We start from the raw sequence: 24,616 nt of genomic DNA, 5'->3' as shown, positions 1-24,616 counted from the left end.
TTCACGCCGCCGTTCGGCGGCGGCTCGTTGGGCGTGCTCCCGGATCACGAGGTGCCCGGAAACCATGGGATCTAGAGCATTTTCCGCAGAAGTAGATACCGCTTTTGCGGACGAGAGTGCGCCGGATCAAAGACTTGAGGCGCGTCCGATCCGGTGCGGTCGAATCGGATGACGCTCCAAAGCGGACGCCCGTCCGCAGCAGACCTCCTTCCCCGGCGCGGCCGGAAAGAACGCCAGACGCGCCGGAGCCGGACGGCGGCCTCCGGGCCGCAATCCGTACGCAGTGTCCGACGCCCGGCGGGCGCCTGCAAGGTCGTTGCGGGCGAGTCTGGTGGTGTCGGGATGCGAGCGCGGACGGGGCACACGCCTCTGCTGGCGGGCGCAGGCCCGCCGCCGCCGATGCCGCTCTCCTGCTGCCGCATGCGCCCCGACCCGCCCGGCCTGCCCGCGATCGGCGCTTTCCGCGCGGATTTGCCTATTGGCTGGGCACGCGCGCCCCGTGCACGTTCCGAAGGCTGACATCGGGCCAGCGGCAGGCAGCGATGTGCCAGCCCGCCGGGCGCGCGGGCTGGCGAAAGCCGGCCGGGCGGGGCCTTGGACCAGGCACCCGATCAGGGCAGGCCCGAATCAAGGGCGCTTCCCTGCCCTGCGGCTTCCGGCCGGTCGGGCCTTCGGGCCCCGTGCGGATTGCCGAAAAATCCCTTGCGGATCAGGAGCCCATCTTGGCCATCAGCGCGTCGGACACCTCGAAGTTCGAATAGACGTGCTGCACGTCGTCATTGTCTTCGAGCGTCTCGATCAGCCGAATCAGCTTCTCGCCAGCTTCGTCGTCGACGGCCACGGAGGTCTGGGGCTTCCACACCAGCGCCGCCTTGCGCGGCTCGCCGAAGCGCGCCTCCAGCGCCTTGGACACCGCCGCCAGGGCATCGCCGCCGCAATAGATCTCGTGGCCGTCGTCGGAGGACACCACGTCGTCGGCGCCGGCATCGATCGCCGCCTCCAGCATGGCCTCGGCGCCGGCCTTTTCGGCGTCGAATTCGACCACGCCGACGCGGTCGAACATGAAGGACACCGCGCCGGTCTCGGCGAGGTTGCCGCCATGCTTGGTGAAATAGGAGCGCACCTCGGAGGCGGTGCGGTTGCGGTTGTCGGTCAGCGCCTCGACGATGACCGCGACGCCGCCGGGGCCGTAGCCCTCGTAGCGGATCTCGTCGAAATTCTCGCCGTCATTGCCCATCGCCTTCTTGATGGCGCGCTCGATATTGTCCTTGGGCATGTTTTCGGCGCGCGCGGCCAGGATGGCGGCCCGCAGGCGGGCGTTCATCGTGGGGTCGGGCAGGCCAAGCTTGGCTGACACCGTGATTTCGCGGGCCAGCTTGCTGAACAGCTTGGAGCGCATCGCATCCTGGCGCCCCTTGCGATGCATGATGTTCTTGAATTGCGAATGTCCGGCCATGGCTAACTCGAAGCCTGAGGACGGCGCTGCACAGGCAGCGCCGATCTACCATCGTGGAAAGGGCTCGCTATAGCGTGGCAAAGCGCGAAAATAAAGAAAGCGGCGATTCGCCGCCCATCCGCCTCAGCCAACGGGTTCGTTGATCCAAACTTTCGCCGAAAACACAACGACTTTTCGCAAGCGACTTCCACGCGCGGATGTTTCAAGGCACTATCGTCCGCGCGGATGCGACTGTTGCGCCGCAACACGCAGCAAACGGGGGACGCTGCCATGGCTGCCACTTCTGGTTTTGAAAATATTGTCACAGGCCTGCTGTTTCGCGGGTTCCAGGGCTATTTCCGCGGATTCCAGACCGCGATTGCCCAGGTTGCTCCGAACTTCCGCCTGTTCAGGGAGGACCAGACCTTCACCAATGAGAGCCTGAAGGGTCGCTTCGATGCGATCGAACAGGCACGCGCGAACGCGGAAACCACGCTGAACCAGCTTGCCGAGCTCCGTCGTCAGACCGAGCAGCAGCAGGCGGAACTCGCCCTCGCGCTCAGTCAAATCAAGGATCTCCAGCAGGCGAAACCGGAGCTGACGCAGGAAACGGCGGCGCTGGAAAATATCGCTGTTCTCGACACCAACACGTTCCGCGAGACGATCGGGGCGCCGTCCATCCTGGACATCTGGCGCGAGCGGGCGCTCGGTTTCGGCAGCGGCTTCGTCGGCTGCATCCTTTTCTATCTTATTCTCAAGTTCCTGTCGGTCCTTCTGTAAAGACAGTCAGCGGCGCGGCTCCCCCGAGGCCGCGCCGCGATATCTTGTTGCCTGCCGGCGGCGCCTCGCTCCGCCGAAGTGGAAGGTTTTGCCGTTTTCGGCACGCCAGCGGGCCGCGAGCGCCCGTCCGGCCCATTCAGCTCGGCCCGCATCAGGCTCGATCCGCATCAGGCTCGGCCATCATCAGGACCGCGGTCGTACCGCAGCAATGCGATTCGGGATTGGCTGATCGGGGCCGCGAGATATCTCACATGCCCAGCACGCTGCGGGAGGCGGCCACCGCCGCCCAGGCCACCGCACCGCCGACCAGCGTGGTGTAGATGAGGCCGAGACTGCCGATGGTCAGGCCGACCGTCAGCACCACGCCGTCCTCCTCCAGCATCGCCAGCGACATCAGGACAGACGCGATCGCCGGGGGAAAATTGCTGCCCGGCAGCGGCAGGATCACCGAAATGGCGGCCAGCACGAAGAACGCGCCCATCAGCCGGTCGGCCGCATCCGAGAACAGGAAGGTGTAGCGCGGCTTGAGAACCGACTCGACCTTGCGCAGGCGCGGCTCGGCCACGTCAATCAGCCGAATATAGTCCTTCACCTTGAACCGCCGATTGAGCACCGCCGCCGGCAGCCACGGCTTGTGGCGCCCCATCACCATCTGCATGGCGACCAGAAGCATCGGAAAGCCGAACACCAGCCCGACACCGGGCGGCACCGGCACGCAGTTCGGCAGGCAGAACAGGATCAGCAGGATGGCCATCGCCCGGTCGCCGAGCGCCTCGACGATGTCGCCGATGGTCAGGGTCTCACCCTCGGCCTGCTCGCCGACGGTGCGCAGCACCTGGCTGATCGGCATGGCCCCCGCGTCTGCCGCGGGCGGCTCGATCTTGGCCGACACGTCCATCTCTGTCATCCCGACCGCTCCGCCTCTCAAGCATCCTCCGCAAACCTGGATACCGGTCTTGCGGAAAAGAATACGACAAATTCAAAGGCTTGGAGCGTTCGCCCGGTTCGATCGGATCGGCACACGCTCCCGCCTCCGCCTCATCCGGCGCGGCCCGCTCACTCGGTTTCCTGTCGATCCCTTCGGGATCCCGGAAACGGTCTCGCCGAAAACCCCTTGTTCGGAAGCGGGATTTGCGGCGATCGGAATACGGCTCGAAGGCCTGACCGGCCGGACGCCGTCTCCGGCCTCCAGTCTCGGCGCGCACCGATTTCCAAATCGGAAACCATCCGGTCCGCCGGGCCGGATCCGCGTCCCATATAGGTACGGCAAGGTCGCATTGTGACCTCGGCCGGGGCCGCCGGAGGATGCGCGATCTTGCCGCCCTCAGGCCGACGGCGCCGGCAGCCAGCCGGCCGGCACCACCGGATCGAGCCGGCCGCCGATCCGCACCGGCGCCACCATGCGCGCAAGGCCGGTGCGCGCGTCGAGCTCCACCGCCAGGCCGCACAGCGTGGCCGGTCCCGTCGCCGCCTCGAAGCGCGCCGACTGAATCTTTCGTACGAACCGCTGCAGCGGTTCGGTCTTGTCCATGCCGATCACTGAATCGTAATCGCCGGTCATGCCGACATCGGTCATGAAGGCGGTGCCGCCCGGCAGCACGCGGTGGTCGGCGGTCGGCACATGGGTGTGGGTGCCGGCGACCACGCTTACCCGGCCGTCGAGCAGATAGGCGAAGGCCTGCTTCTCGCTGGTCGCCTCGGCGTGGAAATCGACGACGATGGCGTCGCACGCCCGGCCGAGCGGGCAGGCGGCCACCTCGCGGTCGACCGCAGAGAACGGATCGTCCAGCGGATCCATGAACACCCGGCCCATGACATTCATCACCAAGAGCCGCAGGCCGGTGCGGGTGGTGACCAGGTTGGCGCCGCGCCCGGGGGTGCCGGGCGGATAGTTGATCGGACGCAGCAGCCGGGGGGCGCGCTCGATGAACACCAGCGCCTCCTTCTGGTCCCAGGCGTGGTTGCCCAACGTCACCGCGTCGGCGCCGGCCTCGATCAGGTCGTTGTAGATCGCCTCGGTGATACCGAAGCCGCCGGCGGCATTCTCGCCATTGACGATCACGGCGTCGAGCTTCCACTCGGTCACCAGCCGCGGCAGATGGTGGGTCACCGCGTGGCGCCCGGCGCGGCCGACCACGTCCCCCACGAACAGCACCCGCATCAGCTCGCACTCCGGCAATCGATGGTTTCGCGCTCGGTGACGATCCTGTCGAGCCGGATATCGTGCGGCTGGTCGGGAACCCGGGCCACCTCCTGTACGGCGAAGGCCAGACCGACCGCAACCGGCCGGCCGGTTTTCTCCAGCGCCCCGAGCGTGCGGTCATAATAACCGCCGCCATAGCCGATGCGGAAGCCACGCCGGTCGAAGGCGGTGAGCGGCACGAAGATCAGCGCCGGCACCACCACACAGGCCTCGGCCGCGGGCTCGGGCACCCCCATCGGCCCGCGTACCAGCGCCTCGCCCGGCCGCCAGCGGCGAAATTCCAGCGGCGCATCCGGCGCGATCACCGCCGGCAGCGCGAGCGCGCGGCCCGCGGCGTCGAGCGCCCGGGCCAGCGGAATGGTGTCGATCTCCTTCGGCAGGCTGGCAAACAGCGCCACCGCCTGCCCCGCGGCGGCCAGCATGGCCGCATCGAGCCCCCGCGCCACCACGGCTGCGGCGGCGGCCGCGCGCGCGGCCGCCTCCAGCCCGGTGCAGCGCGCGAGCGCCTCCCGCCGCAGGCTCGGCTTGTCGGCGAACGGGGGTGGCAAGGCGCCGGGCGGCGGAAAATGAGGCAGTGACATGGATGGATGAAGCGCGGAGCCGCGATGGCCGTCGGAGTATCGATCCCGGGAAACCTACAGCGTAGGTGGGCGCCGTGTGCCTGGACCCAGGGGTCCGGACAGGGACAGCTCCCGTTCGGATCGATAAGGCCCCGGGGATACGTGTCTCCAAGACGCGCCCCGCAGCCCCGCTGTTTGAATCTAGGGCTTCGGGGGACGGACAGGAAGGGGCAGCGAACGATTTCCTCAACGCTTCAGCGATGGCTTGGCATCCCAAACAGATGCAAGCACCTCCTCAGCCGAGCGGCATAACTCGTCGCATGTAATCATCGAACAACGGGACCGTGAAAGCGGTGTCGCCATGAGATGGCGAGTAGATCATTCCCTTCTTGATAAGTGCACTGCGTGTTGGTGCCACCGACGTTACCTTTACACCGAGTTTCTCTGCTACATCGCCGGAACGGTGTTTTCCATGTCCAAATTCGGCCAAAGCCCTCATATATTTTTTCTCGGACGGCGTGCACCGGTCAAACCGAACCTTGAAAAAGCTTCTGTCGAGTTCCCTTATGGCCATGCGGGTCGCAACATCGACCGTACCGAGCGAAATTCTCGACGACTCGGACGCATTCCACGCTTCATAAGCCCACTGCTGAAGAAAATACGGGTAGCGCTCGGTCACCTGCAGAATTCGTTCGATCGCTTCGTCCTCGAAATAGACGTCTTCAGCTGTGGCCGGATTGGCAATTGCTGCAATGGCGTCCTGTCGCTCCAGTGCACCAATTTCAGGAAATCGAAACAGCCGTTCGGCATATGATTTGGACGTCCCGGCCAGTCCATGAATTTGGGGAAGCCCAGCTCCAACCATAACAAGCGGCAAATCGCGCTGGTTGACGCGATGTATGGACATGATCAAGGCGCTGAATTCCGCCGGAGATAGGTATTGCAGTTCATCGACCAGCAAAACAACCGGCGTCTCGCCATCCTTCGCCGCTTCTCCAATAGCAGCAATTAGATCAGGAAGGTCAGACTCCAAGTTCCCGCTATCGGCGAGACCCCTCTCAGGGTCCACGCTCAACCCAACCTCGAAGTCTCCTATCTTGATATTGATATTCCCCAAAAACCCCTTAAGCGCCCGCAGGCCGCGCCTAGCCTTCTCCTTCGCATTTTCCTTTATACTCAGATAATAAAGAATCGAACGCAAACTTGGGACAATCAATTCTGGTAAAGACTTCCCCTCATGCGCCTCGATAAATGCAGATTTGAAACCTATCTCGTCGGCCGTATCCCTCAACTTGTTCAAGAGAACCGTCTTTCCGACGCCGCGAAGGCCGACCAGGATCAAGCTTTGTGATGGGCGCCCCGAGGCAATCCTCTTCAAAGCCACGGTTCCAGCGGTGAGCACTTCGCTTCGTCCCGCCAGTTCCGGCGGCGGGGTTCCCGCACCTGGAGCGTAAGGGTTGCGGATCGGATCCATGGAAATGTTATCCGTTTATAGATGATTTGGGCTATAAACCCATAACCTTGCTAGGTCAAAGCGCCCTCACCCCATCGCCGGCCCCTCGCGCGGGGTGGTGGCGATGCCCTGGGCCATGCGCTCGATGCGCTGGGCGGCGGTCTCGAGCGCCTCGGCCGCGGCCCGCTCGTTGGCCTCGACCTGCGCCGCCGCCTGGGCGCGGGCCGCGTTCAGCGCGTCGCGCTCGGCCTCCAGGATCTGGATGCGGCGGCCGGCCTCGTGCAGCTCGTCCGCCACCATGATCGCCGCCATCATCGTCAGGCGCTGATCGCCGATCTCGCCGAACGCCGCGCGCAGGCTGTTGATCCGCTTCTCGAGATCCTCCGCCAAGCCGACCAGATGGCTTTCCTGCCCATCCTCGCAGGCCATGCGGTACTGGCGGCCATTGATCGTGACGTTGACCTGCCCCATCCCAACTCACCTCACATCCGGCCCAAAACTATCCGGCCCGAGACGATCCCACCCGAGTCGATCCGGGCCGAGCCCCTCCGGCCTGCATCGTCATGCGAGAAACGGCCCGCCGACCGGCCGGCCGGCGTCACCGGCCGGATTCGCCCAGCACGGTGCGGATCGTCTCCATCGCCACCGCCAGCCGGTGGGAGACATCGCGATTGACGCCCTCCAGCTCGTCTGCCCGGTGGCGCATCTGGTCGAGCTCGGCGGCAAGCCGCGCCCGGTCGACGCCGAGTGCCTGCACCTGGGCTTCGAGCCCAGCCTCCTGGCGCTCCTGCGCCAGCCGCCGCTCCACCGCCGCCTCGAGCTGGTCGAGCGCTGCCGTCAGCCGGCGAGTGGCCTTCTCGAGCGGCGGACCGTCCAGCATCCCGCAAAGCCTCCGATTTGGCACGCACCGAATAGGCGTTCGGCGAGCCCCGATGACCGAGATTAGGTGCGCCGCACGCTGAGGGCAACCGAACGGCATTGCTCCGGATGTTTTGGCAGCGCACAAAAACGGCTCGGGCGACGGCCCCTCGGCCCGCGCGCCAGAAGATTGCATTTGCTTGCAAAATCTTTGCCCCTGGAGAATTGACTATGACCGCCGGGTTGGTATGCCATCACCCAACGGTGGATGGCCCGCGCAACGGCAACGGTCCGACGCGGGCAGCATCAGGTCGCACACAGGAGAGAGCAGGATGACCCTTCGCGTTGCCATCAACGGATTCGGCCGGATCGGCCGCAACGTCTTGCGTGCCCTTATCGAGTCCGACCGTCGCGACATCGAGGTGGTCGCCATCAACGATCTCGGGCCGGTGGAGACCAACGCCCACCTGTTCCGCTACGACTCCGTGCACGGCCGCTTCCCCGGCGTGGTCAAGGTGGCGGGCGATACGATCGACGTCGGCCGCGGCCCGATCAAGGTCACCGCGATCAAGGATCCGACCCAGCTCCCCTACAAGGAGCTCGGCATCGACATCGCCATGGAATGCACCGGCATCTTCACCGCCCGCGACAAGGCGGCGCTGCTGCTTCAGGCCGGCGCCAAGCGCGTGCTGGTCTCCGCCCCGTCCGACGGCGCCGACTTCACCGCGGTCTACAAGGTCAACCATGAGGGGCTGACCAAGGAGCACCTCGTGGTCTCCAACGGCTCCTGCACCACCAACTGCCTGGCGCCGGTCGCCAAGGTGCTGCACGAACTGGTCGGCATCGAGCGCGGCTATATGACCACGGTGCATTCCTATACCGGCGACCAGCCGACGCTGGACACCCTGCACAAGGACCTCTACCGCGGCCGTGCCGCCGCCCTGTCAGCGATCCCGACCTCGACCGGCGCCGCCAAGGCCATCGGCCTCGTGCTGCCGGCGCTGAAGGGCAAGCTCGACGGCTCGGCCATCCGCATCCCCACCCCCAACGTGTCGCTGGTCGACCTCAAGATCGTCGCCTCCCGCGCGACCACCAAGGAGGAGATCGTCGCGGCGATGAAGGCGGCCTCCGAAGGCCCGCTCAAGGGCGTGCTCGGCTTCACCGACCAGCCCAATGTCGGCATCGACTTCAACCACGACCCGCACTCCTCGACCTTCCACGCCGACCAGACCAAGGTGATCGACGGCACCTTCGTGCGCGTGCTCGCCTGGTACGACAACGAGTGGGGCTTCTCGAACCGCATGGCCGACGTCGCCGCGGCGATGGGCAAGCTGATCTGAGCCGGGGGGCAGCAGCAGATGACCGCCTTCCGAACCCTTGACGACGCCGACGTCGCCGGCAACCGCGTGCTGGTGCGCGTCGACCTCAACGTGCCGATGGAAAACGGCACCGTCTCCGATGCCACCCGCATCGAGCGGGTGCTCCCGACGATCAAGGAGATCTCCGGCAAGGGCGGCAAGGTCATCCTGCTCGCCCATTTCGGCCGCCCCAAGGGCGTCGATCCCACCCAGTCGCTGAAGTCCATCGCGCCTGCGGTGGCCGACAAGCTCGGCAAGCCGGTGGCGTTCGCCCCCGACTGCATCGGCGAGGCGGCGGCCGCGGCCGTCGCCGCGATGAAGCCCGGCGACGTGCTGCTGCTGGAGAACACCCGCTTCCATGCGGGCGAGGAGAAGAACGACCCCGAGTTCGCCCGCGCGCTCGCCGCCAATGGCGACCTCTGGGTCAATGACGCCTTCTCGGCCGCCCACCGCGCCCACGCCTCGACCGAGGGGCTGGGCCACCTGCTGCCGGCCTATGCCGGCCGCACCATGCAGGCCGAGCTCGACGCGCTGACCAAGGCGCTGGGGGCGCCGGCCCGGCCGGTCGCCGCCATCGTCGGCGGCGCCAAGGTGTCGACCAAGCTCGACCTGCTCGGCAATCTCAGCGGCAAGGTCGATATCCTGATCATCGGCGGCGCCATGGCCAACACCTTCCTGTTCGCGGAAGGAAAGGCGGTCGGCAAGTCGCTGTGCGAGCGGGAGATGGCCGACACGGCACGCAGCATCCTCGCCACCGCCGCCTCGCGCGGCTGCACCGTGGTACTGCCGGTGGACGTGGTCGCCGCCGCCGAGTTCAAGGCCAACGCCCCCTCCAAGACGGTCACGGTCGACGTCATCGGCGCCGACGACATGGTGCTCGACATCGGGCCGAAGTCGGTGCTCGACGTCACTACCCGGCTGGCCGCCGCCAAGACGGTGCTGTGGAACGGACCGTTCGGCGCCTTCGAGCTGGAACCGTTCGACCGCGGCACGGTGCAGGTGGCCAAGGCGGTCGCCGAGCTCACCGAGGCCGGCACGGTGGTGTCGGTCGCCGGCGGCGGCGACACGGTGTCCGCCCTCAACCATGCGGGCGTCGCCGAGCGATTCACCTATATCTCGACCGCCGGCGGCGCCTTCCTGGAGTTCCTGGAAGGCAAGGTGCTGCCCGGCGTCGAGGTGCTGCGCAAGCGCTGAGGCCCGACCGAACCCTGCTCCCGGGCCGCGGCGCGGCCCGGGCCTATCCTGACCTGACCTGTCCTGACCCAGGGAAACCCTCGCGCCAGCCATGTTTGCGCCCATCCGGGCGGGTGGCCGCGATTTCGCCGCTTTCGCGGGGATGCTCAACGCGATGGTGGCGAAATCGGGTGTCGCGAGTATGCGGACGCGCTTGTATCTGATCACGCCGGTGATCGCCGACGCGGACGCATTCATTCCGGCGCTGACCGCAGCGCTGGAGGCTGCCGAGGTCGCCGCGGTGCGGCTTCGCCTGGCGGACGCCGACGAGCGGACGCTGATCAACCGCATCCGTCACATCGCCCCCCTGGTGCAGGAGGCCAGCGCCGCCCTGCTGGTCGACGGCCGGCCCGACCTCGTCGCCCGCAGCGGCGCCGACGGCGCCCATGTCACTGGCGTCGGCCAGTTGCAGACCGTGCGCGGCACCCTGCCGGCCGAGCGGATCGTCGGCGTCGGGGGCGTCCGGACGCGCCACGACGCCATGACCGCCGGCGAAAGCGGTGCCGATTACGTGATGTTCGGCGAGCCCGACCTCGACGGCACCGGCCCGCCGCCCGAGTCCGTCATCGAGCGCACGGCGTGGTGGGCGGAGATTTTCGAGCCCCCCTGCGTCGCCTATGCCGCGGATATCCGCACCGCCGCCGCCCTCGCCGAGGCCGGAGCCGATTTCGTCGCCCTCGGGGATGCGATATGGAACGACCCGAGGGGCGCAGCCGCCGCAATGCGCGACGCCGCGGCGTCGCTGACGAGGGACAAGGTGCCGTGATCTTTTGCACCGCGGCCGTCATGTTCGCGTCCCTGATCGGCGCGACGGCGGCGATGGGGCAGGGTGCTCCGCTTTCGGTCGTGCCGCAGCCGGCACCGCCCGCCAACCTGCCGGCGAAACCGCCGGCCGTGCCCAAACCGATGCCGCCGGCCCCGCGCACCGCCGCGCCGCAGCCGGTGAAGCCCCAGCCGCCCATTCCCCAGCCGCCGGCGGCGGCCAAGCCGGGCGCGCCGGCATCGGCCGACGCGCATGGCGACACCGCCTTCGGCGCCTTCCAGCGCGGGCTCTACCTCACCGCTCTCAAGGAGGCGACGCGGCGGGCGGCCGAGACGCCCGACCCCGCGGCGATGACGCTGCTCGGCGAGCTCTACTCGTCGGGTCTCGGCGTGGCACGGGACGACCGCAAGGCCGCCCAATGGTACCAGCTTGCCGCCAGCCGCAACGACCCGACCGCCATCTTCCAGCTCGGCATGATGCATCTTGAGGGCCGCGGCGTGCGCAAGGACCGCGCCGATGCCGCCAACCTGTTCCAGCGCGCCGCCGAGGCCGGCTATGCGCCGGCGGCCTACAATCTGGCCCTGCTCCATATCGAGGGGCAGGCGATGCCGCAGGATTTCGCCCAGGCTGCGCGCTGGTTCCGCGTCGCCGCCGACAAGGACCTGCCCGAGGCGCAGTACGCGCTGGCGGTGTTCTACAAGGAAGGCCGCGGCGTCGGCGCCGACCCGGTTCAGGCCGCCCATTGGCTGGCCCGCGCCGCCATGCTCGACAATATCGACGCGATGGTCGACTACGCCATCGCTTTGTTCAACGGCACCGGCGTCGACAAGGACGAGGCGGCGGCGGCCCGCTGGTTCCGCAAGGCGGCGCTGAAGGGCAACGTCATCGCCTGGAACCGCTATGCCCGACTCCTGCTCGCCGGCCGCGGCGTGCCGGCGGACCGCGTCGAGGCGGCGCGCTGGCACCTGATGGCCCGCACCGTCGGCCTGTCCGACCCCTGGCTCGACCAGCAGATCGCCGCCCTCACCCCCGAGGAGCGCACCCGCGCCGAAGAGCAGGCCCGCGCCTGGCTCGACCGGGCCACCCGCGACCGGACGAGCTCCCCCCTGGTCGTCCAGCGCTGAAGTGACCCGCCGCGGGCTGTCGGCGCCGCCGCCACAGGCCTATAGAGAGCGCGGCTCCGCTCCCGCCCGATTCACAATCTGTCCCGGATTCATCATGCTCCGCTCGCCTCTCCTCACCGTCATGGTCCAGGCCGCCCTCAAGGCCGGCCGCAGCCTGAAGCGCGATTTCGGCGAGGTCGAAGAGTTGCAGGTCTCGCTCAAGGGACCGGCCAATTTCGTCTCGGTCGCCGACCGCCGGGCCGAGCAGATCGTCTTTGCCGAGCTCAAGAAGGCCCGGCCCGACTATGGCTTCCTGATGGAGGAGAGCGGCGCGGTCGAGGGCTCCGACAAGAGCCACCGCTGGCTGGTCGACCCGCTCGACGGCACCACCAACTTCCTGCACGGCATCCCGCACTTCGCGGTGTCGATCGGGCTGGAGCGCGACGGCGTGCCGGTGGCCGGCGTGATCTACAACCCGGCCACCGACGAGCTGTTCACCGCCGAGCGCGGCCGCGGCGCCTTCGTCAATGACCGCCGGCTGCGCGTCGCCGCCCGCAAGGACTTGTCGGCCGCCGTCATCACCTGCGGCATCCCGCATCTGGCCCGCGGCGACCACGACCTGTTCCGGCGCGAACTGGCGGTGGTGCAGTCCAAGGCGGCGGGCCTGCGCCGCTTCGGCGCCGCCTCGCTCGACCTCGCCTGGGTGGCGGCTGGCCGGTTCGACGGCTATTGGGAGCGGCACCTGTCGCCCTGGGACATCGGCGCCGGCATCGTGATGGTGCGCGAGGCCGGCGGCTTCGTCACCGACCTCGACGGCGGCGAGGACATGCTGGCTTCGGGCGGCCTCATCGCCGGCAACGAGGCGATCCTGCGCAGCCTGCTGGCGACGCTGAAGAGCGCTTGAGGCGAAACCCGGCCGGGCCGGCGTTTGATAATAATCTTCGGCCGATCAAGCTGCGGATCGTTGTCCCCTCGCCGGAACGTCCCGGTTTTCGCAGCCGAGCGAACGATGAGCCCTTCAGACCCGGTTTCGCTTCGCCCCTTCGCGCCGGGCGACCTCGATCAGATCGAAGCGCTGTGGGTGGCGGGCTGGCAGGCGACCATGCCCGACATCGATTTCACCCAGCGCCTGCCATGGTTCCGCGAACACATGGCCTCGCTGATGCGCGACGATTACGCGGTGACCTGCGCCGTCGATGCGGCCGATCATGTGGTCGGCTTCACAGCCGTCTCCGAAAGCCAGGGGCACCTCGCCCAGATCGCCGTTCATCCCGACCAATGGGGGAGCGACGCCGCCGACCTGTTGATCGTCGCCGCCAAGGAGCGTGCCGGCCAGCTCACCCTCGACGTCAACCAGGAAAACCCGCGCGCCGTGCGTTTCTACGAAAAGCACGGCTTCCGGCGGCTGCGGGCGGACGTCAATTCCGCCTCCGGCCGGCCGACCTGGTGGTACGGCTGGCCGTGAGGCGTCCTCGGAGCGCTGTCATCCCGGCCAAGCGCCAAAGGCGCGCGAGCCGGGCTCGTCCGCCTTGTGGCGTCATCCCGGCCGAGCGTCAGCGAGAGCCGGGATCGTGGTCAGGACGGGGGCGCAAGTTCTGAGAACGATCCCGGATTGGCGCCGCGCGCCGTGCGGGATCACGAGGTACAAAGAACGCGGTCCCAGGTGGCGCAGCTTCGCGGCCTGGCCGGGACGATGTCGCGGGAGGCGAGAGGCGCCGGATGCGAGAACGCCCGGACGGGGGATCCGGGCGTTCAGGGCGGGGGACACCTGCGGGGGATGCGGCACCGGTTCGCTCACGGCGCCGCGTGTCGGAGCGTTTCCGTCGATCCCGGAGGATCAACCGGAAACCATGTCACTTCGTCTCGGCGGGTGGAGCGCCCGGCGCCTGCGCCGTCTTGATCGGCGTATAGTCGCCGTTCGACGCAGAAGTGTTTTTAGCCCCCGGACAGGCGAAGGCAGAAAACGGGGCGGCCACTGCCAGTGCCGCAACAATAGCGAGCGTCTTGGTCATCGGGTCTTCCCTGATTCGCCGGATCGTTCCGATCCTTGACCAAGCTTCTCGTGCAATTCACGCTAAGACAACTCGCAAATCTGTGAGGCGCTGCGACGCGTCGTCTCAGCGCCGCCGGCTCAACGCTGCGCCCGCGGGTGGGCGGCGCGGTAGGCCGCCATCAGTGCCGAGCTATCGACCGCGGTATAGACCTGGGTGGTCGATAGCGAGGCGTGGCCGAGCAGGTCCTGGATGGCGCGCAGGTCGCCGCCCTTCGCAAGCAAATGGGTGGCGAAGGAGTGGCGCAGCGCGTGCGGCGTCGCGGTCTCCGGCAGGCCGAGCGCGCCGCGCAAGCTCGCCATCGCCAACTGGATGATGCGCGGCGACAGCGGCCCGCCCTTGACGCCGACGAACAGCGGCCCCTCGGGATCGAGCGGGTGCGGGCAGAGCTTGAGATAGTCTTCGATCGCCGCGGCCACCTTGGGCAGCACCGGCACCATGCGGGTCTTGCCGCCCTTGCCGGTGATGCGCAGCGCCGCCCCCGGCGCCGGCGCCTCGCGCCGCTTTAAGGACAACGCCTCCGAAATGCGCAGCCCGCAGCCATAGCACAGCGCCAGCACCGCGGCGTCGCGCACCAGGACCCAGGTCTCGCGCGCCTCACCGGCGCGGGTGTCGGCGTCGGCCACCGCCTTGGCATCCGCGACGGGAAGCGGCCGCGGCAGGCGGGGCTTGGCCTTGGGCGTCGACACCGCCTGGAGCGCACCCACCTTGCCGAGCCCGTTGCGCTCCAGGAAGCGGCCGAACGAGCGCACCCCGGCCAGCACCCGGCCCAGCGAGCGCTGGTCGAGCCCGGCTGAGCGGCGCTCGGCCAGGAACGCCCGCACGTCGCGCGGCGCGAGCGCGGCGAGGTCGGGCAGGCTCGGCGGCCCACCGAGGTGGGCGGTGAGAAAGGTGAGGAACTGGCGCACGTCGCGGCCATAGGCCTCGACGGTCTTGGGCGAGCACCGCCGCTCGTGCGCCAGATACGACAGCCAGCGGCGCACCTCGGCGATCACCGAGGGCGCGGCGGGGATCAAGTGCGTATCATTCACCGAATCAAACCAACGTATAGTTGCCAATTAAAGATAGCTCTCAATATCAGATTTTCGCTTTCTGTTTAATGAAACGGGGGACTGAGCATCCTCCATGTTTACAAGCCCCCGCTCGACCAGCGTCCGCAGAGAGGAATCAAAAGTCATCGACTCTTTCAAATAGTGATTTCTTAGCGTTTCAACAGAAATAGTTTTTCTTCCAAAGTATTTTTTACGAAACAAAACCGCAAGTATCTGCCTTGCTTCTACATCTATATCCATCCTAGTGGAAAGACCAACAATCGTTTGACTTAAGCTTTCTAGAATATTTTCATATTTCTCAATCCCAAAATAATGACTATGGGTTTGGCGCACAGATGCGACATCTGAGGATCCAATCATAACAACTTCATAATTATCTTCCGCCGGGAACTGCGCCTCATAGCGTGCATACTCGCGAGCAGCGTCGCTTGAGTTCCTTCCAACAACATCCCACGCCACGAAAGATCCTGTATTCCAATCAAATACTATTATCCAATTATTTAGTAATTCAGATTTATTTTCCTTGGAGGTTAGGGTTTTAACTATATCTTCGTTGACGTAACTATTAAGTATTCGCTTCTTGTCTGATCTTATAATGACGTTTTCAGATTGAACTCGCAGTTTATCAAGATCAATTTTCGCATTAGATGTCGGGTCGCGTCCGCACTCGATCTCAAAAAGGATATCGGACAGACGCTTGAAGTAATTAATGATTATTGGATCCCCCTCCTTCTCCTTTAAATAATGACCATATATTATCGATGTTCGCTCAATAGATTCTGCCCAATAATGCTGAATTCGACTCCTGATCTGTAATTCAAGGGCAATTTTGTTTCTATCTATTATGAGATGTATCGCCCTGTAACCTGTATCATCGCGGCCCCTGTCGCGATAATCTGTCTTCTTCGCAATCTTAAAGCTGGATTGCTTACAAATTTCGTTCTGAATATATTCGACTAAATCACTTACGTCACGATTTGTGTCAACAACAATCCGACACCCCCCAATATCCTGCAATTGAGTTAGGCGAACACTGAGCCTCCGTAGCTTCCTTATAATCTGCGGTTTTCTTTTCAACCGTTGAGCCGCATAGTAACGCTTCCCACTACCCTGCAACCATCTTTGGAGTTCAAGCGTCGTTTCGGATAGCGGCTCCAAATGAGATGCACGATAAACATCTACTATAAAATCAGACTCTATATATTCTTCAGTTATATCATTTTTGCCAGATAAATATTTTCCGGCTCTATCTACTTTTGCCTTTGAATGATTTAATTCCATCGCCAGCCTTCATCTCATCAAAAATTGACCGAAGGGATGATGTATCCAGTCTATTTCATTAAGATTGCATGCCCAAATAACCCATAGCCACTTTGTGGCGCGCTTGCATGAAATAGCCAAGGCGATTCTCTATATCTATATCTAAACTGCGCTTCTAAATCCAGGGATTGCGCATCTGGCGCCAATCGTGCCTCTGGGTACCAAACTCGGCCACCGCAGCCACCTTGACACCCCGCCTCCCCGCGCTTAGCTAGCCGGTCATTCCAGACGGCGTTCGACCACAGCCGCCGACCGGGCCAGCGATCTCGATCCAGAGCCCGGAGGTCAACACCCGACAGCGCGATGCGCCCTCGGGTGCGCTCGGCGCTACGCAATTGGAATTTGAGGCAGCCGCATCGCGGCGGAGGTGACGATGTTCGAGACGCTGACGGACCGCCTCGGCGGCATTCTCGAAAAGCTGACCCGGCGCGGCGCGCTCACCGAGGGCGACGTCAACGAGGCGATGCGCGAGGTGCGCCGCGCGCTGCTGGAGGCCGACGTCGCCCTGGATGTGGTGCGAAGCTTCACCGACCGCGTGAAGAGCCGCGCCGTCGGCGCCGAGGTGCTGCGCTCGGTGACGCCGGGCCAGATGCTGATCAAGATCGTCCATGACGAGCTGATCAAGACGCTGGGCTCCGACGCCCAGTCCATCGACCTCGACGCCCCGGCGCCGGTGGCCATCCTGATGGTCGGCCTGCAGGGCTCGGGCAAGACCACCACCACCGCCAAGATCGCCCGCCGCCTCACCGAGCGCAACAAGAGCAAGGTGCTGATGGCCTCGCTCGACACCCGCCGCCCGGCTGCGATGGAGCAGCTCGCGGTGCTGGGCGAGCAGGTCGGCGTCACCACCTTGCCGATCGTCACAGGCCAGCAGCCGGTGCAGATCGCCAAGCGCGCCATGGAGGCCGCCCGCCTCGGCGGCTACGACGTGGTGATGCTCGATACCGCCGGCCGCACCACGGTCGACGAAGCCTTGATGGCCGAGGTCGCCGAGGTCAAGAAGCAGGTCAAGCCGCACGAGGTGCTGCTGGTCGCCGACAGCCTCACCGGCCAGGACGCGGTGAACACCGCCCGCGCCTTCGAGGAGCGGGTGGGCATCACCGGCATCGTGCTGACCCGCATCGACGGCGACGGCCGCGGTGGCGCCGCGCTGTCCATGCGCCACGTCACCGGCAAGCCGATCAAGCTGCTCGGCACCGGCGAGAAGGTCGACGCGCTGGAGGATTTCGACCCTGGCCGCGTCGCCGGCCGCATCCTCGGCAAGGGCGACATCGTCGCGCTGGTCGAGAAGGCGGCGCAGGCGATCGACGCCGAGAAGGCGGCCAAGATGGCCGCCCGCCTGCAGAAGGGCGCCTTCGACCTCGCCGACCTGCGCGAGCAGCTTCTCCAGATGGAGAAGATCGGCGGCGTCGGCGGCGTGCTCGGCATGCTGCCCGGCGTCGCCAAGATGAAGGACCAGATCGCCGCCTCCGGCATGAACGACGCCACCTTCCGCCGCCAGCGCGCCATCATCGATTCGATGACCCCGCAGGAGCGCCGCAACCCCGACCTGCTGAAGGCCAGCCGCAAGCGGCGCATCGCCAGCGGCTCCGGCACCAAGGTCGAGGAGATCAACCGCCTGCTGAAGCTGCACCGCGGCATGGCCGACATGATGAAGGCCATGGGCGGCGCCAAGCGCGGCCCGCTGGCCGGCATCGGCCGGGCGCTCGGCTTCGGCGGCGGCATGCCCCAGCCGACGCCCGAGATGATCGAGGACTACCAGCGCCGCGGGCCGGCGGCGATCGCCGACAAGATGCCCGATCTGCCCGCCGATTTCGGCAAGGCGCTGCCGCCGGGTCTGCCCGGCCTGCCGGGACGCCTGCCCGGCCTGCCGTTCGGGCCGAAGAAGAAGTGATTTCAGAACTTTAAGTTCGAGACTGGAAAGGACCACTCAATGTCTCTCAAGATCCGCCTTGCCCGCCGCGGCACCAAGAAGCGCCCGCACTACGCGATCGTGCTCGCCGACGAGCGCGCCCCGCGCGACGGCCGCTTCCTGGAGAAGCTCGGCACCTATGACCCGCTGCGCGGCAAGGACGACGCCGCCCGCGTGCAGTTCGACACCGAGGCGGTGAAGTCCTGGCTCGCCAAGGGCGCCCAGCCGACCGACCGCGTCGCCCGCTTCTTCGACGCCGCGGGCCTTCTGACCCGCAAGGCGCACGCCAATCCGGAGAAGGCCAAGCCGAAGAAGAAGGCGCAGGAGCGCGCCGCCGCGGCCGCTGCCGCCGCCGGCGAGTGACGATGCCTGTCGTCCCGGGCGAGGCGGGATGCGGAGCATCCGGCCGATACCCGGGACCGGCTGACGGCATCCCGCTTCTCTTCCCCTCTCCCCTTGCGGGAGAGGGTGGCGAGGATGAGCGAAGCGGCATCCGAGCCGGGTGAGGGGTAACTTCAGGCCGGGCTTGATTCGACCCCTCACCCGCCTCGCGATCGTTCGATCGCTCGGCACCCTCTCCCGCAAGGGGAGAGGGAAAGAGCGCCAACGGCTGAGCTTTTCTCTCCGACCTGGAGCCGCCCCGATGACCGCCGCACCCCCGCCTGGCCCCGGTAAGGAGACCGGCGCGGCGCGGCGCGTCTGCGTCGCCCGCATCGCCGGCGCCTATGGCGTGCGCGGCGAGGTGCGTCTCATGGTCTTTACGGAAGATCGCGGCGTTCTGAATTCGCTCGGGCCGTTCACCGACGCGGCAGGCCTCCGCGCCTTCGCGCTGACAGCCTTGCGCGCCCACGGCGAGGGCGTGGTCGCCCGCTTTGCCGAGATCGCCAGCCGCGAGGACGCCGAGGCGTTGCGCGGTACCGACCTCTATATCCCCCGCGACCGCCTGCCGGCGATCGAGGAGGACGAGAGCTACTACCACGCCGACCTGATCGGCCTTGCGGTGCGCGCGCCGGAGGGCGACACCCTCGGCCGGGTGATCGCGGTGGAGAATTTCGGCGCCGGCGACATTCTCGACGTCGCGCCAAGCTGGGGCGGCGCCTCGGTGATGGTGCCGTTCACCAAGGCGATGGTGCCGGCGGTGGATTTGCAGGCCGGACACCTCACGCTGGCCGCGCGCGACCTGGTGCCGCCGCCCAAGCCCCCCAAGGAAGGCCCCAGGCGGGGGCCCAAAATGCGGGGACAGGGATGAGCTGGCGCGCTGACATCCTCACGCTGTTTCCCGAGGCGTTTCCCGGTCCGCTCGGCCTGTCTCTGGCCGGACGCGCGCTCAATGAGGGCCGCTGGGCGCTTCAGGCCACCGACATCCGCACCTTCGCGCAGGACCGCCACCGCTCGGTCGACGACACCCCGGCCGGCGGCGGCCCGGGCATGGTGATGCGCGCCGACGTGCTGGCCCGCGCCATCGACGCGGTCTCGCCCGAGGGCGACCCACGGCCGCGGCTCCTGATGTCGCCGCGCGGCGCGCCACTGACGCAAGGAAAAGTGCGCGAGTTCGCCGCCGGCCCCGGTGTGCTGGTGGCGTGCGGCCGCTTCGAAGGCATCGACCAGCGGGTCATCGAGGCGCGCGCGCTGGAGGAGGTCTCGATCGGCGACTATGTGCTGTCGGGCGGCGAGATCGCGGCGATGGCGCTCATCGACGCCTGCGTGCGGCTGATCCCCGGCGTGATGGGCAACGCCCTCTCCGGCACGGAAGAGAGCTTCTCGTCCGGCCTGCTGGAATATCCGCAATACACCCGCCCGCAGCTCTTCGAGGGCCGCGCCATCCCGGATGTTCTCATCTCGGGCGACCACGGCAGGGTCGCCGCGTGGCGGCGCGACGAGGCCGAGAGGCTGACGAGGGAGCGCCGGCCGGATCTCTACGAGATCTACCGGCGCGGAAGGGCATGACAGCGGCCGCGGCTTCGTGTATGAGCGCCCATCCCAACTGAAAACAGCGTGCCCAAGCGCTCGCGATCCCTTGGGAATCCCTCGACGGATTCCAGGTCGCGCAATGGAGTTGCCGCCATGAACATCATCGCCGAACTCGACCAGGAACAGATCGCCAAGCTCACCACGGGCAAGGAGATTCCCGAGTTCCAGCCGGGCGACACGGTCATCGTCAATGTCAAGGTGGTCGAAGGCGACCGCTCGCGCGTGCAGGCCTATGAGGGCGTGTGCATCGCCCGCAATGGCGGCGGCCTGAACCAGAGCTTCACCGTCCGCAAGATTTCCTATGGCGAGGGCGTCGAGCGCGTGTTCCCGCTCTATTCGCCGCTGATCGATTCGATCAAGCTGGTCCGCCGCGGCAAGGTCCGCCGCGCCAAGCTCTATTACCTGCGCGATCGCCGCGGCAAGTCGGCCCGCATCGCCGAGCGCACCGATACCGCCGGGAAGACCGGCAAGGCCGGGAAGACCGGCAAGTGATCGCGCAAGCGATCGTGCGATAGAGACGGCGGCCGGCGCGGCCGCCAGATCGTCTTCTCCATGGCCGGGCCTCGTCCCGGCCATGTGCGTTTCGGGGCCTTGGGGCGTTCAGGGTCTTGGAGCATCCAGGGAGCTTGGAGCACTGAGGGATCCTGGAGCGTCCGGGGATCTTGGAGCGTCCAGGGATCCTGGGCGTTGAGGGATCTTGGAGCGTTGAGGGATCCTGGAATCTCGGGGTTCGGGTGAGGGCTGAGAAAGCGCGCTCACTCCGCCTCGGTGCGCGCCTGCAGGATCCAGCGGTGGCCGAACGGATCGCGCACCGCGGCGAAGCGCAGGCCCCAATAGGCGCTGGTCGGCGCCATGTCGGGGGCGGCGCCGTTGGAGACGGCGCGCGCATACCAGGCGTCGACCTGCGCCGGGCCGGACAGCATCAGCCGCAGCGATACCGGCGTGGCGCATTCGGGCGTCGGCGCGGCGGTGGCGCTGCAGGCAGCCCGTGCGTCCGACAGCACGATCAGGCCGCGATTGATCATGATTTCGGCGTGCACGACGACGCCGTCGCGACCGGCCAGGCAGCGCCGCTCCACCGCGTCGAACGCGACGCGATAGAACGCCATCGCCGCCGATGCGCTGCGAACGGTCAAGTGGGGGGCAACCGGCGGATAATCCCGCCCGACTGCGAGCATGCGTGACCCTCGACGCCTCGCCCCCTCGGCCGCCTCGGGGCTGCGAGGCCACGCCCTCACATTTCGTCAGGGGGGTGTTTCAATCAAAGCTCGGAGGATTGCCTATTCCGCCGGGCTGCGGCCGATCCGTAACGGCCAAGGCTTAGCGGCAGAACCGGGCCAAAGACCGGCCAAAGGCCGGCCGATTGATGGCGGCCGGCCTTTGGGCGCTCTGTCGCACGCTGTTGATCGCCGCGGCGTTGCACCGGCGAAGGGCGCATGTTACCCCGCGCCACTCCCCAACACCCGGCGCCCCGCGCCCGTTCACGAGTTCGCGATCCGATGACCAAGCCGCGCACGCTCTACGACAAGATCTGGGACGACCATCTGGTCGAGGTTCAGCCCGATGGAACGTGCCTGCTCTATATCGACCGCCACCTCGTCCACGAGGTGACCAGCCCGCAGGCGTTCGAGGGCCTGCGCACCGCCGGACGCAAGGTGCGCGCGCCGCAAAAGACGCTGGCCGTGGTCGACCACAACGTGCCGACCTCCGACCGCTCCAAGGGCATCGACGACCCCGAGAGCGCGCTGCAGGTGGCGACGCTGGCCGAGAACGCCCGCGACTTCGGCATCGAGTATTACAACGAGATCGACGTCCGCCAGGGCGTGGTACACGTCGTCGGCCCCGAGCAGGGCTTCACGCTGCCCGGCACCACCATCGTGTGCGGCGACAGCCACACCTCGACCCACGGCGCCTTCGGCGCGCTGGCCCACGGCATCGGCACCTCGGAGGTCGAGCACGTGCTCGCCACTCAGACGCTGATCCAGAAGAAGGCCAAGAACATGCGGGTGACGGTGGACGGCCAATTGCCGCCCGGCGTCACAGCGAAAGACGTGGTGCTGGCGATCATCGGCGAGATCGGCACCGCCGGCGGCACCGGCTCGGTGATCGAATATGCCGGCGAGGCCATCCGCTCCCTCTCGATGGAAGGCCGCATGACGGTCTGCAACATGTCGATCGAGGGCGGCGCGCGGGCCGGCATGATCGCGCCCGACGAAAAGACCTTCGCCTATATCAAGGACCGCCCCAAGGCGCCCAAGGGCGCCCATTGGGACGCCGCGCTGCGCTACTGGGAGACGCTCCGCAGCGACGACGGCGCCCACTTCGACCACGAGCTCAAGCTCGACGGCGCCAGTCTGCCGCCGATCGTGACCTGGGGCACCAGCCCTGAGGACGTCGTCGCGATCACCGGCGTGGTGCCGAACCCCGACGACATCACGGACGAGAACAAGCGCACCTCGAAATGGCGGGCGCTGGACTATATCGGCCTCAAGCCCGGCACCAAGATCACCGACATCCCGATCGACGCGGTGTTCATCGGCTCGTGCACCAATGGCCGCATCGAGGATCTGCGCGAGGCCGCCCGCATCGCCGCCGGCAAGACCGTGCACGCCGGCGTGCGGGCGATGATCGTGCCGGGCTCCGGCCTGGTGAAGGCGCAGGCCGAGGCCGAGGGGCTTGATGCGATCTTCAAGGCGGCCGGCTTCGACTGGCGCGAGCCGGGCTGCTCGATGTGCCTGGCCATGAACCCCGACAAGCTTGCGCCCGGCGAGCGCTGCGCCTCGACCTCGAACCGCAATTTCGAGGGCCGCCAGGGCTTCAAGGGCCGCACCCACCTGGTCTCGCCGGCCATGGCGGCCGCCGCCGCGATCGCCGGGCGGTTCGTGGACGTGCGGGAGTGGGGCTGAAGAACCTGGGGCTGAGCGCCTCCTGCAAATCACGGCTTTCAGACTGACAACCCCGCGCCGAGGCGCGGGGTTTTCGTTTGCCGGCTCACCCATACCTCCTCTGCGCCTCCACCGCCAAGCCGGTGCCGACGGCGCCGAAGCGGTCGCCGTCGACCACCGCGGCCTGCGGCACCACCCCCCGGATCACCGACCGCACCGCCGGAATGGCGGACGTGCCGCCGGTGAAGAACAGCGCATCGACGTCGTCCGGCTGAACGCCCGCCGCAGCGAGGCAGCGCCGCACGGTGTCGGCAAGGCGCGACGTCAGGCGGGCGGTCGAGTCCTCGAAGCCGTCGCGGGTGGCCTCGGCGGCAAGCCCCGCCTCCAGCCAGGAGAGGTCGATGGCGGCGCGGTCCTTGTCTGAGAGCGTGATCTTGGCCTCTTCCACCGCCATCAGGATGCCGTGGCCGCGCCGCGCCTCGATGACGTGCAGCAGGCGCTCGACCAATTCCGGCTGCGCCGCATCGCGGCGGGTCGAGCGGATCTGCGAAATCGCCTTCGGGTCATAGAGCCGGTTGACCTGCGACCAGGTGGCGAGATCCCAATAGGGCCCGCCCGGCACGTCGATGTCGCCGCGCGCCATGCGCGAGCCGAAGCCGAATTGCGGCATCACGCTGGCCATGGCGAGGCGCTGGTCGTAATCGGTGCCGCCGATGCGCACGCCGTCATTGGCCAGGAGGTCCGCGGCGCGGTCGGCCGCCTTGCGCCGCTCTGGGCCGAGCCGCACCAAGGTGAAGTCGGCGGTGCCGCCGCCCAGATCGGCGATCAGCGCCAGCGTCTCGCGCGCGACCTCCTGCTCATAGGCCAGCGCCGCCGCCACCGGCTCGTACTGGAACGACACCTCCTTGAAGCCGACATGGTGCGCCACCTCGGCGAGCGTCGCCTCGGCGCGGGCGTCGGCGTCCGCGTCGTCGTCGACGAAATGGACGGGGCGGCCCATCACCACCTTGGTGAGGGGGCTGCCGAGCTGGGCTTCCGCCCGCGTCTTCACCTCGCGCACGAAGGCGCTCACGATGTCGCGGAAGGGGATGCGGCGGCGGTGGACCTGCGTCGTCTCCTCGATCAGCGCGGTGCCCAGCACCGACTTCAGCGAGCGCATCAGCCGCCCGCCATGGCCCTCGACATAGGCCGCCACGGCGGCCCGGCCGATCAAAAAGCGGGTGTCGGGCTCGGTGCCGTAGAACACCGCGGTCGGCAGGTCGGTCGCGGCGCCCTCCAGCGGCACGAGGCGCGGCGCGCCGTCGACGACGCCGAGGGTGGAGTTGGAGGTGCCGAAGTCGATGCCGCAGGGACGGCTCGGGAGTGCGCGGCGGGGGGTCGGGTTCATCGGTCCTTCAAGGGCGAAACGGCCGCCCTCCGGCGGCGCGGAACGGCGCCGGGGTCGGCCGGTGTGGCGATGGCTGGCGTCATGCGAAATCCGGCCTCAGGGGCCGGAGTCTCGCGTTCCAGTCGCCGAAAATCCCCTTTTCGAACAGGGGTTGTCGGCGAGACTGCGGTCGGGAAACACGGCGTTATCGCCGGCAAGCTACATCATAGACCGCGCGGAAGACGAGGGGGAGGCGCGCGGCGGCAGCCGGCCCGCCCGAGCCGGGTTGCGCGATATGTCGCGCGGCGGACCG

Annotated in this window: 25 protein-coding genes and 1 other RNA gene; 13 read left to right on the top strand and 13 right to left on the bottom strand. The window is 67.0% G+C overall.

Going from position 1 to position 24,616, the window contains the following annotated elements; all coding sequences use genetic code 11:
- Window positions 1-709: 709 nt before the first annotated feature.
- A complete protein-coding gene (locus F1193_RS01745) occupies window positions 710-1,456 on the bottom strand; it encodes a YebC/PmpR family DNA-binding transcriptional regulator (protein WP_150095944.1) in 747 nt (248 codons plus the stop codon).
- Between the two features lie 270 nt (window positions 1,457-1,726).
- Here F1193_RS01745 and F1193_RS01740 point away from each other — a divergent pair, with 270 nt between their 5' ends.
- Complete coding sequence (locus tag F1193_RS01740) at window positions 1,727-2,215, top strand: hypothetical protein (RefSeq protein WP_150095943.1); 489 nt, start codon at window positions 1,727-1,729, stop codon at window positions 2,213-2,215.
- A gap of 247 nt (window positions 2,216-2,462) precedes the next feature.
- On the opposite strand, the gene F1193_RS01735 is transcribed toward F1193_RS01740, so the two are convergent.
- The 7 genes from F1193_RS01735 to F1193_RS01705 all read right to left on the bottom strand — a co-directional run bounded on the left by F1193_RS01735 (window position 2,463) and on the right by F1193_RS01705 (window position 7,311).
- The gene (locus F1193_RS01735; RefSeq protein WP_150095942.1) at window positions 2,463-3,122 is read right to left on the bottom strand and encodes an exopolysaccharide biosynthesis protein; all 660 of its coding nucleotides are present in this window, start codon (window positions 3,120-3,122) and stop codon (window positions 2,463-2,465) included.
- Between the two features lie 417 nt (window positions 3,123-3,539).
- Window positions 3,540-4,376 (bottom strand): TIGR00282 family metallophosphoesterase, encoded by an 837-nt coding sequence (locus F1193_RS01730; RefSeq protein ID WP_150095941.1) that lies wholly within the window; start codon window positions 4,374-4,376, stop codon window positions 3,540-3,542.
- Window positions 4,376-4,999, bottom strand: a complete 624-nt coding sequence (locus F1193_RS01725) for a 5-formyltetrahydrofolate cyclo-ligase (RefSeq protein WP_150095940.1) — start codon at window positions 4,997-4,999, stop codon at window positions 4,376-4,378. Before F1193_RS01725 ends, F1193_RS01730 begins: the two co-directional genes overlap by 1 nt.
- Before the next feature lie 12 nt (window positions 5,000-5,011).
- Window positions 5,012-5,170, bottom strand: a non-coding RNA gene (gene ssrS / locus F1193_RS01720) — 6S RNA.
- 103 nt (window positions 5,171-5,273) lie between these two features.
- The gene (locus tag F1193_RS01715) at window positions 5,274-6,452 is read right to left on the bottom strand and encodes an AAA family ATPase (protein WP_150095939.1); all 1,179 of its coding nucleotides are present in this window, start codon (window positions 6,450-6,452) and stop codon (window positions 5,274-5,276) included.
- Between the two features lie 66 nt (window positions 6,453-6,518).
- Complete coding sequence (locus F1193_RS01710; protein WP_150095938.1) at window positions 6,519-6,902, bottom strand: cell division protein ZapA; 384 nt, start codon at window positions 6,900-6,902, stop codon at window positions 6,519-6,521.
- Between the two features lie 127 nt (window positions 6,903-7,029).
- Window positions 7,030-7,311: a DUF4164 domain-containing protein gene (locus F1193_RS01705; RefSeq protein WP_150095937.1), complete on the bottom strand. Its 282-nt coding sequence runs from the start codon at window positions 7,309-7,311 to the stop codon at window positions 7,030-7,032.
- Between the two features lie 310 nt (window positions 7,312-7,621).
- On the opposite strand from F1193_RS01705, the gene gap reads away from it, so the two are divergent.
- The 6 genes from gap to F1193_RS01675 all read left to right on the top strand — a co-directional run bounded on the left by gap (window position 7,622) and on the right by F1193_RS01675 (window position 13,211).
- On the top strand, window positions 7,622-8,629 hold the full coding sequence (gap, locus tag F1193_RS01700) for a type I glyceraldehyde-3-phosphate dehydrogenase (protein ID WP_150095936.1): 1,008 nt from the start codon (window positions 7,622-7,624) through the stop codon (window positions 8,627-8,629).
- Between the two features lie 18 nt (window positions 8,630-8,647).
- Window positions 8,648-9,841, top strand: coding sequence for a phosphoglycerate kinase (locus tag F1193_RS01695; protein ID WP_150095935.1), 1,194 nt, complete (start codon window positions 8,648-8,650; stop codon window positions 9,839-9,841).
- Between the two features lie 181 nt (window positions 9,842-10,022).
- Complete coding sequence (locus F1193_RS01690; protein ID WP_246164062.1) at window positions 10,023-10,646, top strand: thiamine phosphate synthase; 624 nt, start codon at window positions 10,023-10,025, stop codon at window positions 10,644-10,646.
- A 20-nt stretch (window positions 10,647-10,666) separates the two neighbouring features.
- Window positions 10,667-11,767 (top strand): tetratricopeptide repeat protein, encoded by a 1,101-nt coding sequence (locus tag F1193_RS01685; protein WP_170263261.1) that lies wholly within the window; start codon window positions 10,667-10,669, stop codon window positions 11,765-11,767.
- A 94-nt stretch (window positions 11,768-11,861) separates the two neighbouring features.
- Window positions 11,862-12,650, top strand: coding sequence for an inositol monophosphatase family protein (locus F1193_RS01680; RefSeq protein ID WP_150095933.1), 789 nt, complete (start codon window positions 11,862-11,864; stop codon window positions 12,648-12,650).
- Window positions 12,651-12,755: 105 nt separating this feature from the next.
- Window positions 12,756-13,211, top strand: coding sequence for a GNAT family N-acetyltransferase (locus F1193_RS01675; protein ID WP_150095932.1), 456 nt, complete (start codon window positions 12,756-12,758; stop codon window positions 13,209-13,211).
- A 388-nt stretch (window positions 13,212-13,599) separates the two neighbouring features.
- Here the strand turns inward: F1193_RS01675 and F1193_RS16985 are convergent, their stop codons facing one another.
- The 3 genes from F1193_RS16985 to F1193_RS01665 all read right to left on the bottom strand — a co-directional run bounded on the left by F1193_RS16985 (window position 13,600) and on the right by F1193_RS01665 (window position 16,130).
- Window positions 13,600-13,758 (bottom strand): hypothetical protein, encoded by a 159-nt coding sequence (locus F1193_RS16985; RefSeq protein WP_170263258.1) that lies wholly within the window; start codon window positions 13,756-13,758, stop codon window positions 13,600-13,602.
- A 119-nt stretch (window positions 13,759-13,877) separates the two neighbouring features.
- Complete coding sequence (locus F1193_RS01670) at window positions 13,878-14,828, bottom strand: tyrosine recombinase XerC (RefSeq protein WP_170263256.1); 951 nt, start codon at window positions 14,826-14,828, stop codon at window positions 13,878-13,880.
- Between the two features lie 27 nt (window positions 14,829-14,855).
- A complete protein-coding gene (locus F1193_RS01665; protein ID WP_150095931.1) occupies window positions 14,856-16,130 on the bottom strand; it encodes a RelA/SpoT domain-containing protein in 1,275 nt (424 codons plus the stop codon).
- A 412-nt stretch (window positions 16,131-16,542) separates the two neighbouring features.
- On the opposite strand from F1193_RS01665, the gene ffh reads away from it, so the two are divergent.
- The 5 genes from ffh (at window position 16,543) to rplS (ending at window position 20,544) form a co-directional block, all read left to right on the top strand.
- Window positions 16,543-18,063, top strand: coding sequence for a signal recognition particle protein (gene ffh / locus F1193_RS01660; protein WP_150095930.1), 1,521 nt, complete (start codon window positions 16,543-16,545; stop codon window positions 18,061-18,063).
- Window positions 18,064-18,102: 39 nt separating this feature from the next.
- Entirely contained in the window at window positions 18,103-18,444 is a 342-nt protein-coding gene (gene rpsP, locus F1193_RS01655; protein ID WP_150095929.1) for a 30S ribosomal protein S16, read from the top strand.
- A 280-nt stretch (window positions 18,445-18,724) separates the two neighbouring features.
- Window positions 18,725-19,330 (top strand): ribosome maturation factor RimM, encoded by a 606-nt coding sequence (rimM, locus tag F1193_RS01650; protein WP_150095928.1) that lies wholly within the window; start codon window positions 18,725-18,727, stop codon window positions 19,328-19,330.
- Window positions 19,327-20,028: a tRNA (guanosine(37)-N1)-methyltransferase TrmD gene (trmD, locus tag F1193_RS01645; protein WP_150095927.1), complete on the top strand. Its 702-nt coding sequence runs from the start codon at window positions 19,327-19,329 to the stop codon at window positions 20,026-20,028. Before rimM ends, trmD begins: the two co-directional genes overlap by 4 nt.
- A gap of 117 nt (window positions 20,029-20,145) precedes the next feature.
- Complete coding sequence (gene rplS, locus F1193_RS01640) at window positions 20,146-20,544, top strand: 50S ribosomal protein L19 (RefSeq protein WP_150095926.1); 399 nt, start codon at window positions 20,146-20,148, stop codon at window positions 20,542-20,544.
- A gap of 263 nt (window positions 20,545-20,807) precedes the next feature.
- Here rplS and F1193_RS01635 read toward each other — a convergent pair whose 3' ends face one another.
- The gene (locus tag F1193_RS01635; protein ID WP_170263253.1) at window positions 20,808-21,188 is read right to left on the bottom strand and encodes a VOC family protein; all 381 of its coding nucleotides are present in this window, start codon (window positions 21,186-21,188) and stop codon (window positions 20,808-20,810) included.
- Window positions 21,189-21,551: 363 nt separating this feature from the next.
- Here F1193_RS01635 and leuC point away from each other — a divergent pair, with 363 nt between their 5' ends.
- Window positions 21,552-22,958, top strand: coding sequence for a 3-isopropylmalate dehydratase large subunit (leuC, locus tag F1193_RS01630; protein WP_150095924.1), 1,407 nt, complete (start codon window positions 21,552-21,554; stop codon window positions 22,956-22,958).
- Between the two features lie 85 nt (window positions 22,959-23,043).
- Here the strand turns inward: leuC and F1193_RS01625 are convergent, their stop codons facing one another.
- Window positions 23,044-24,324, bottom strand: coding sequence for an Hsp70 family protein (locus tag F1193_RS01625; RefSeq protein WP_150095923.1), 1,281 nt, complete (start codon window positions 24,322-24,324; stop codon window positions 23,044-23,046).
- Window positions 24,325-24,616 lie beyond the last annotated feature (292 nt).

This window comes from Blastochloris sulfoviridis (genome assembly GCF_008630065.1).
In the GTDB taxonomy this organism is placed as follows: Bacteria; Pseudomonadota; Alphaproteobacteria; order Rhizobiales; family Xanthobacteraceae; genus Blastochloris; species Blastochloris sulfoviridis.
Note: the sequence above shows the minus strand (reverse complement) of the source record. Positions and strands in the feature narration are given on the sequence as shown.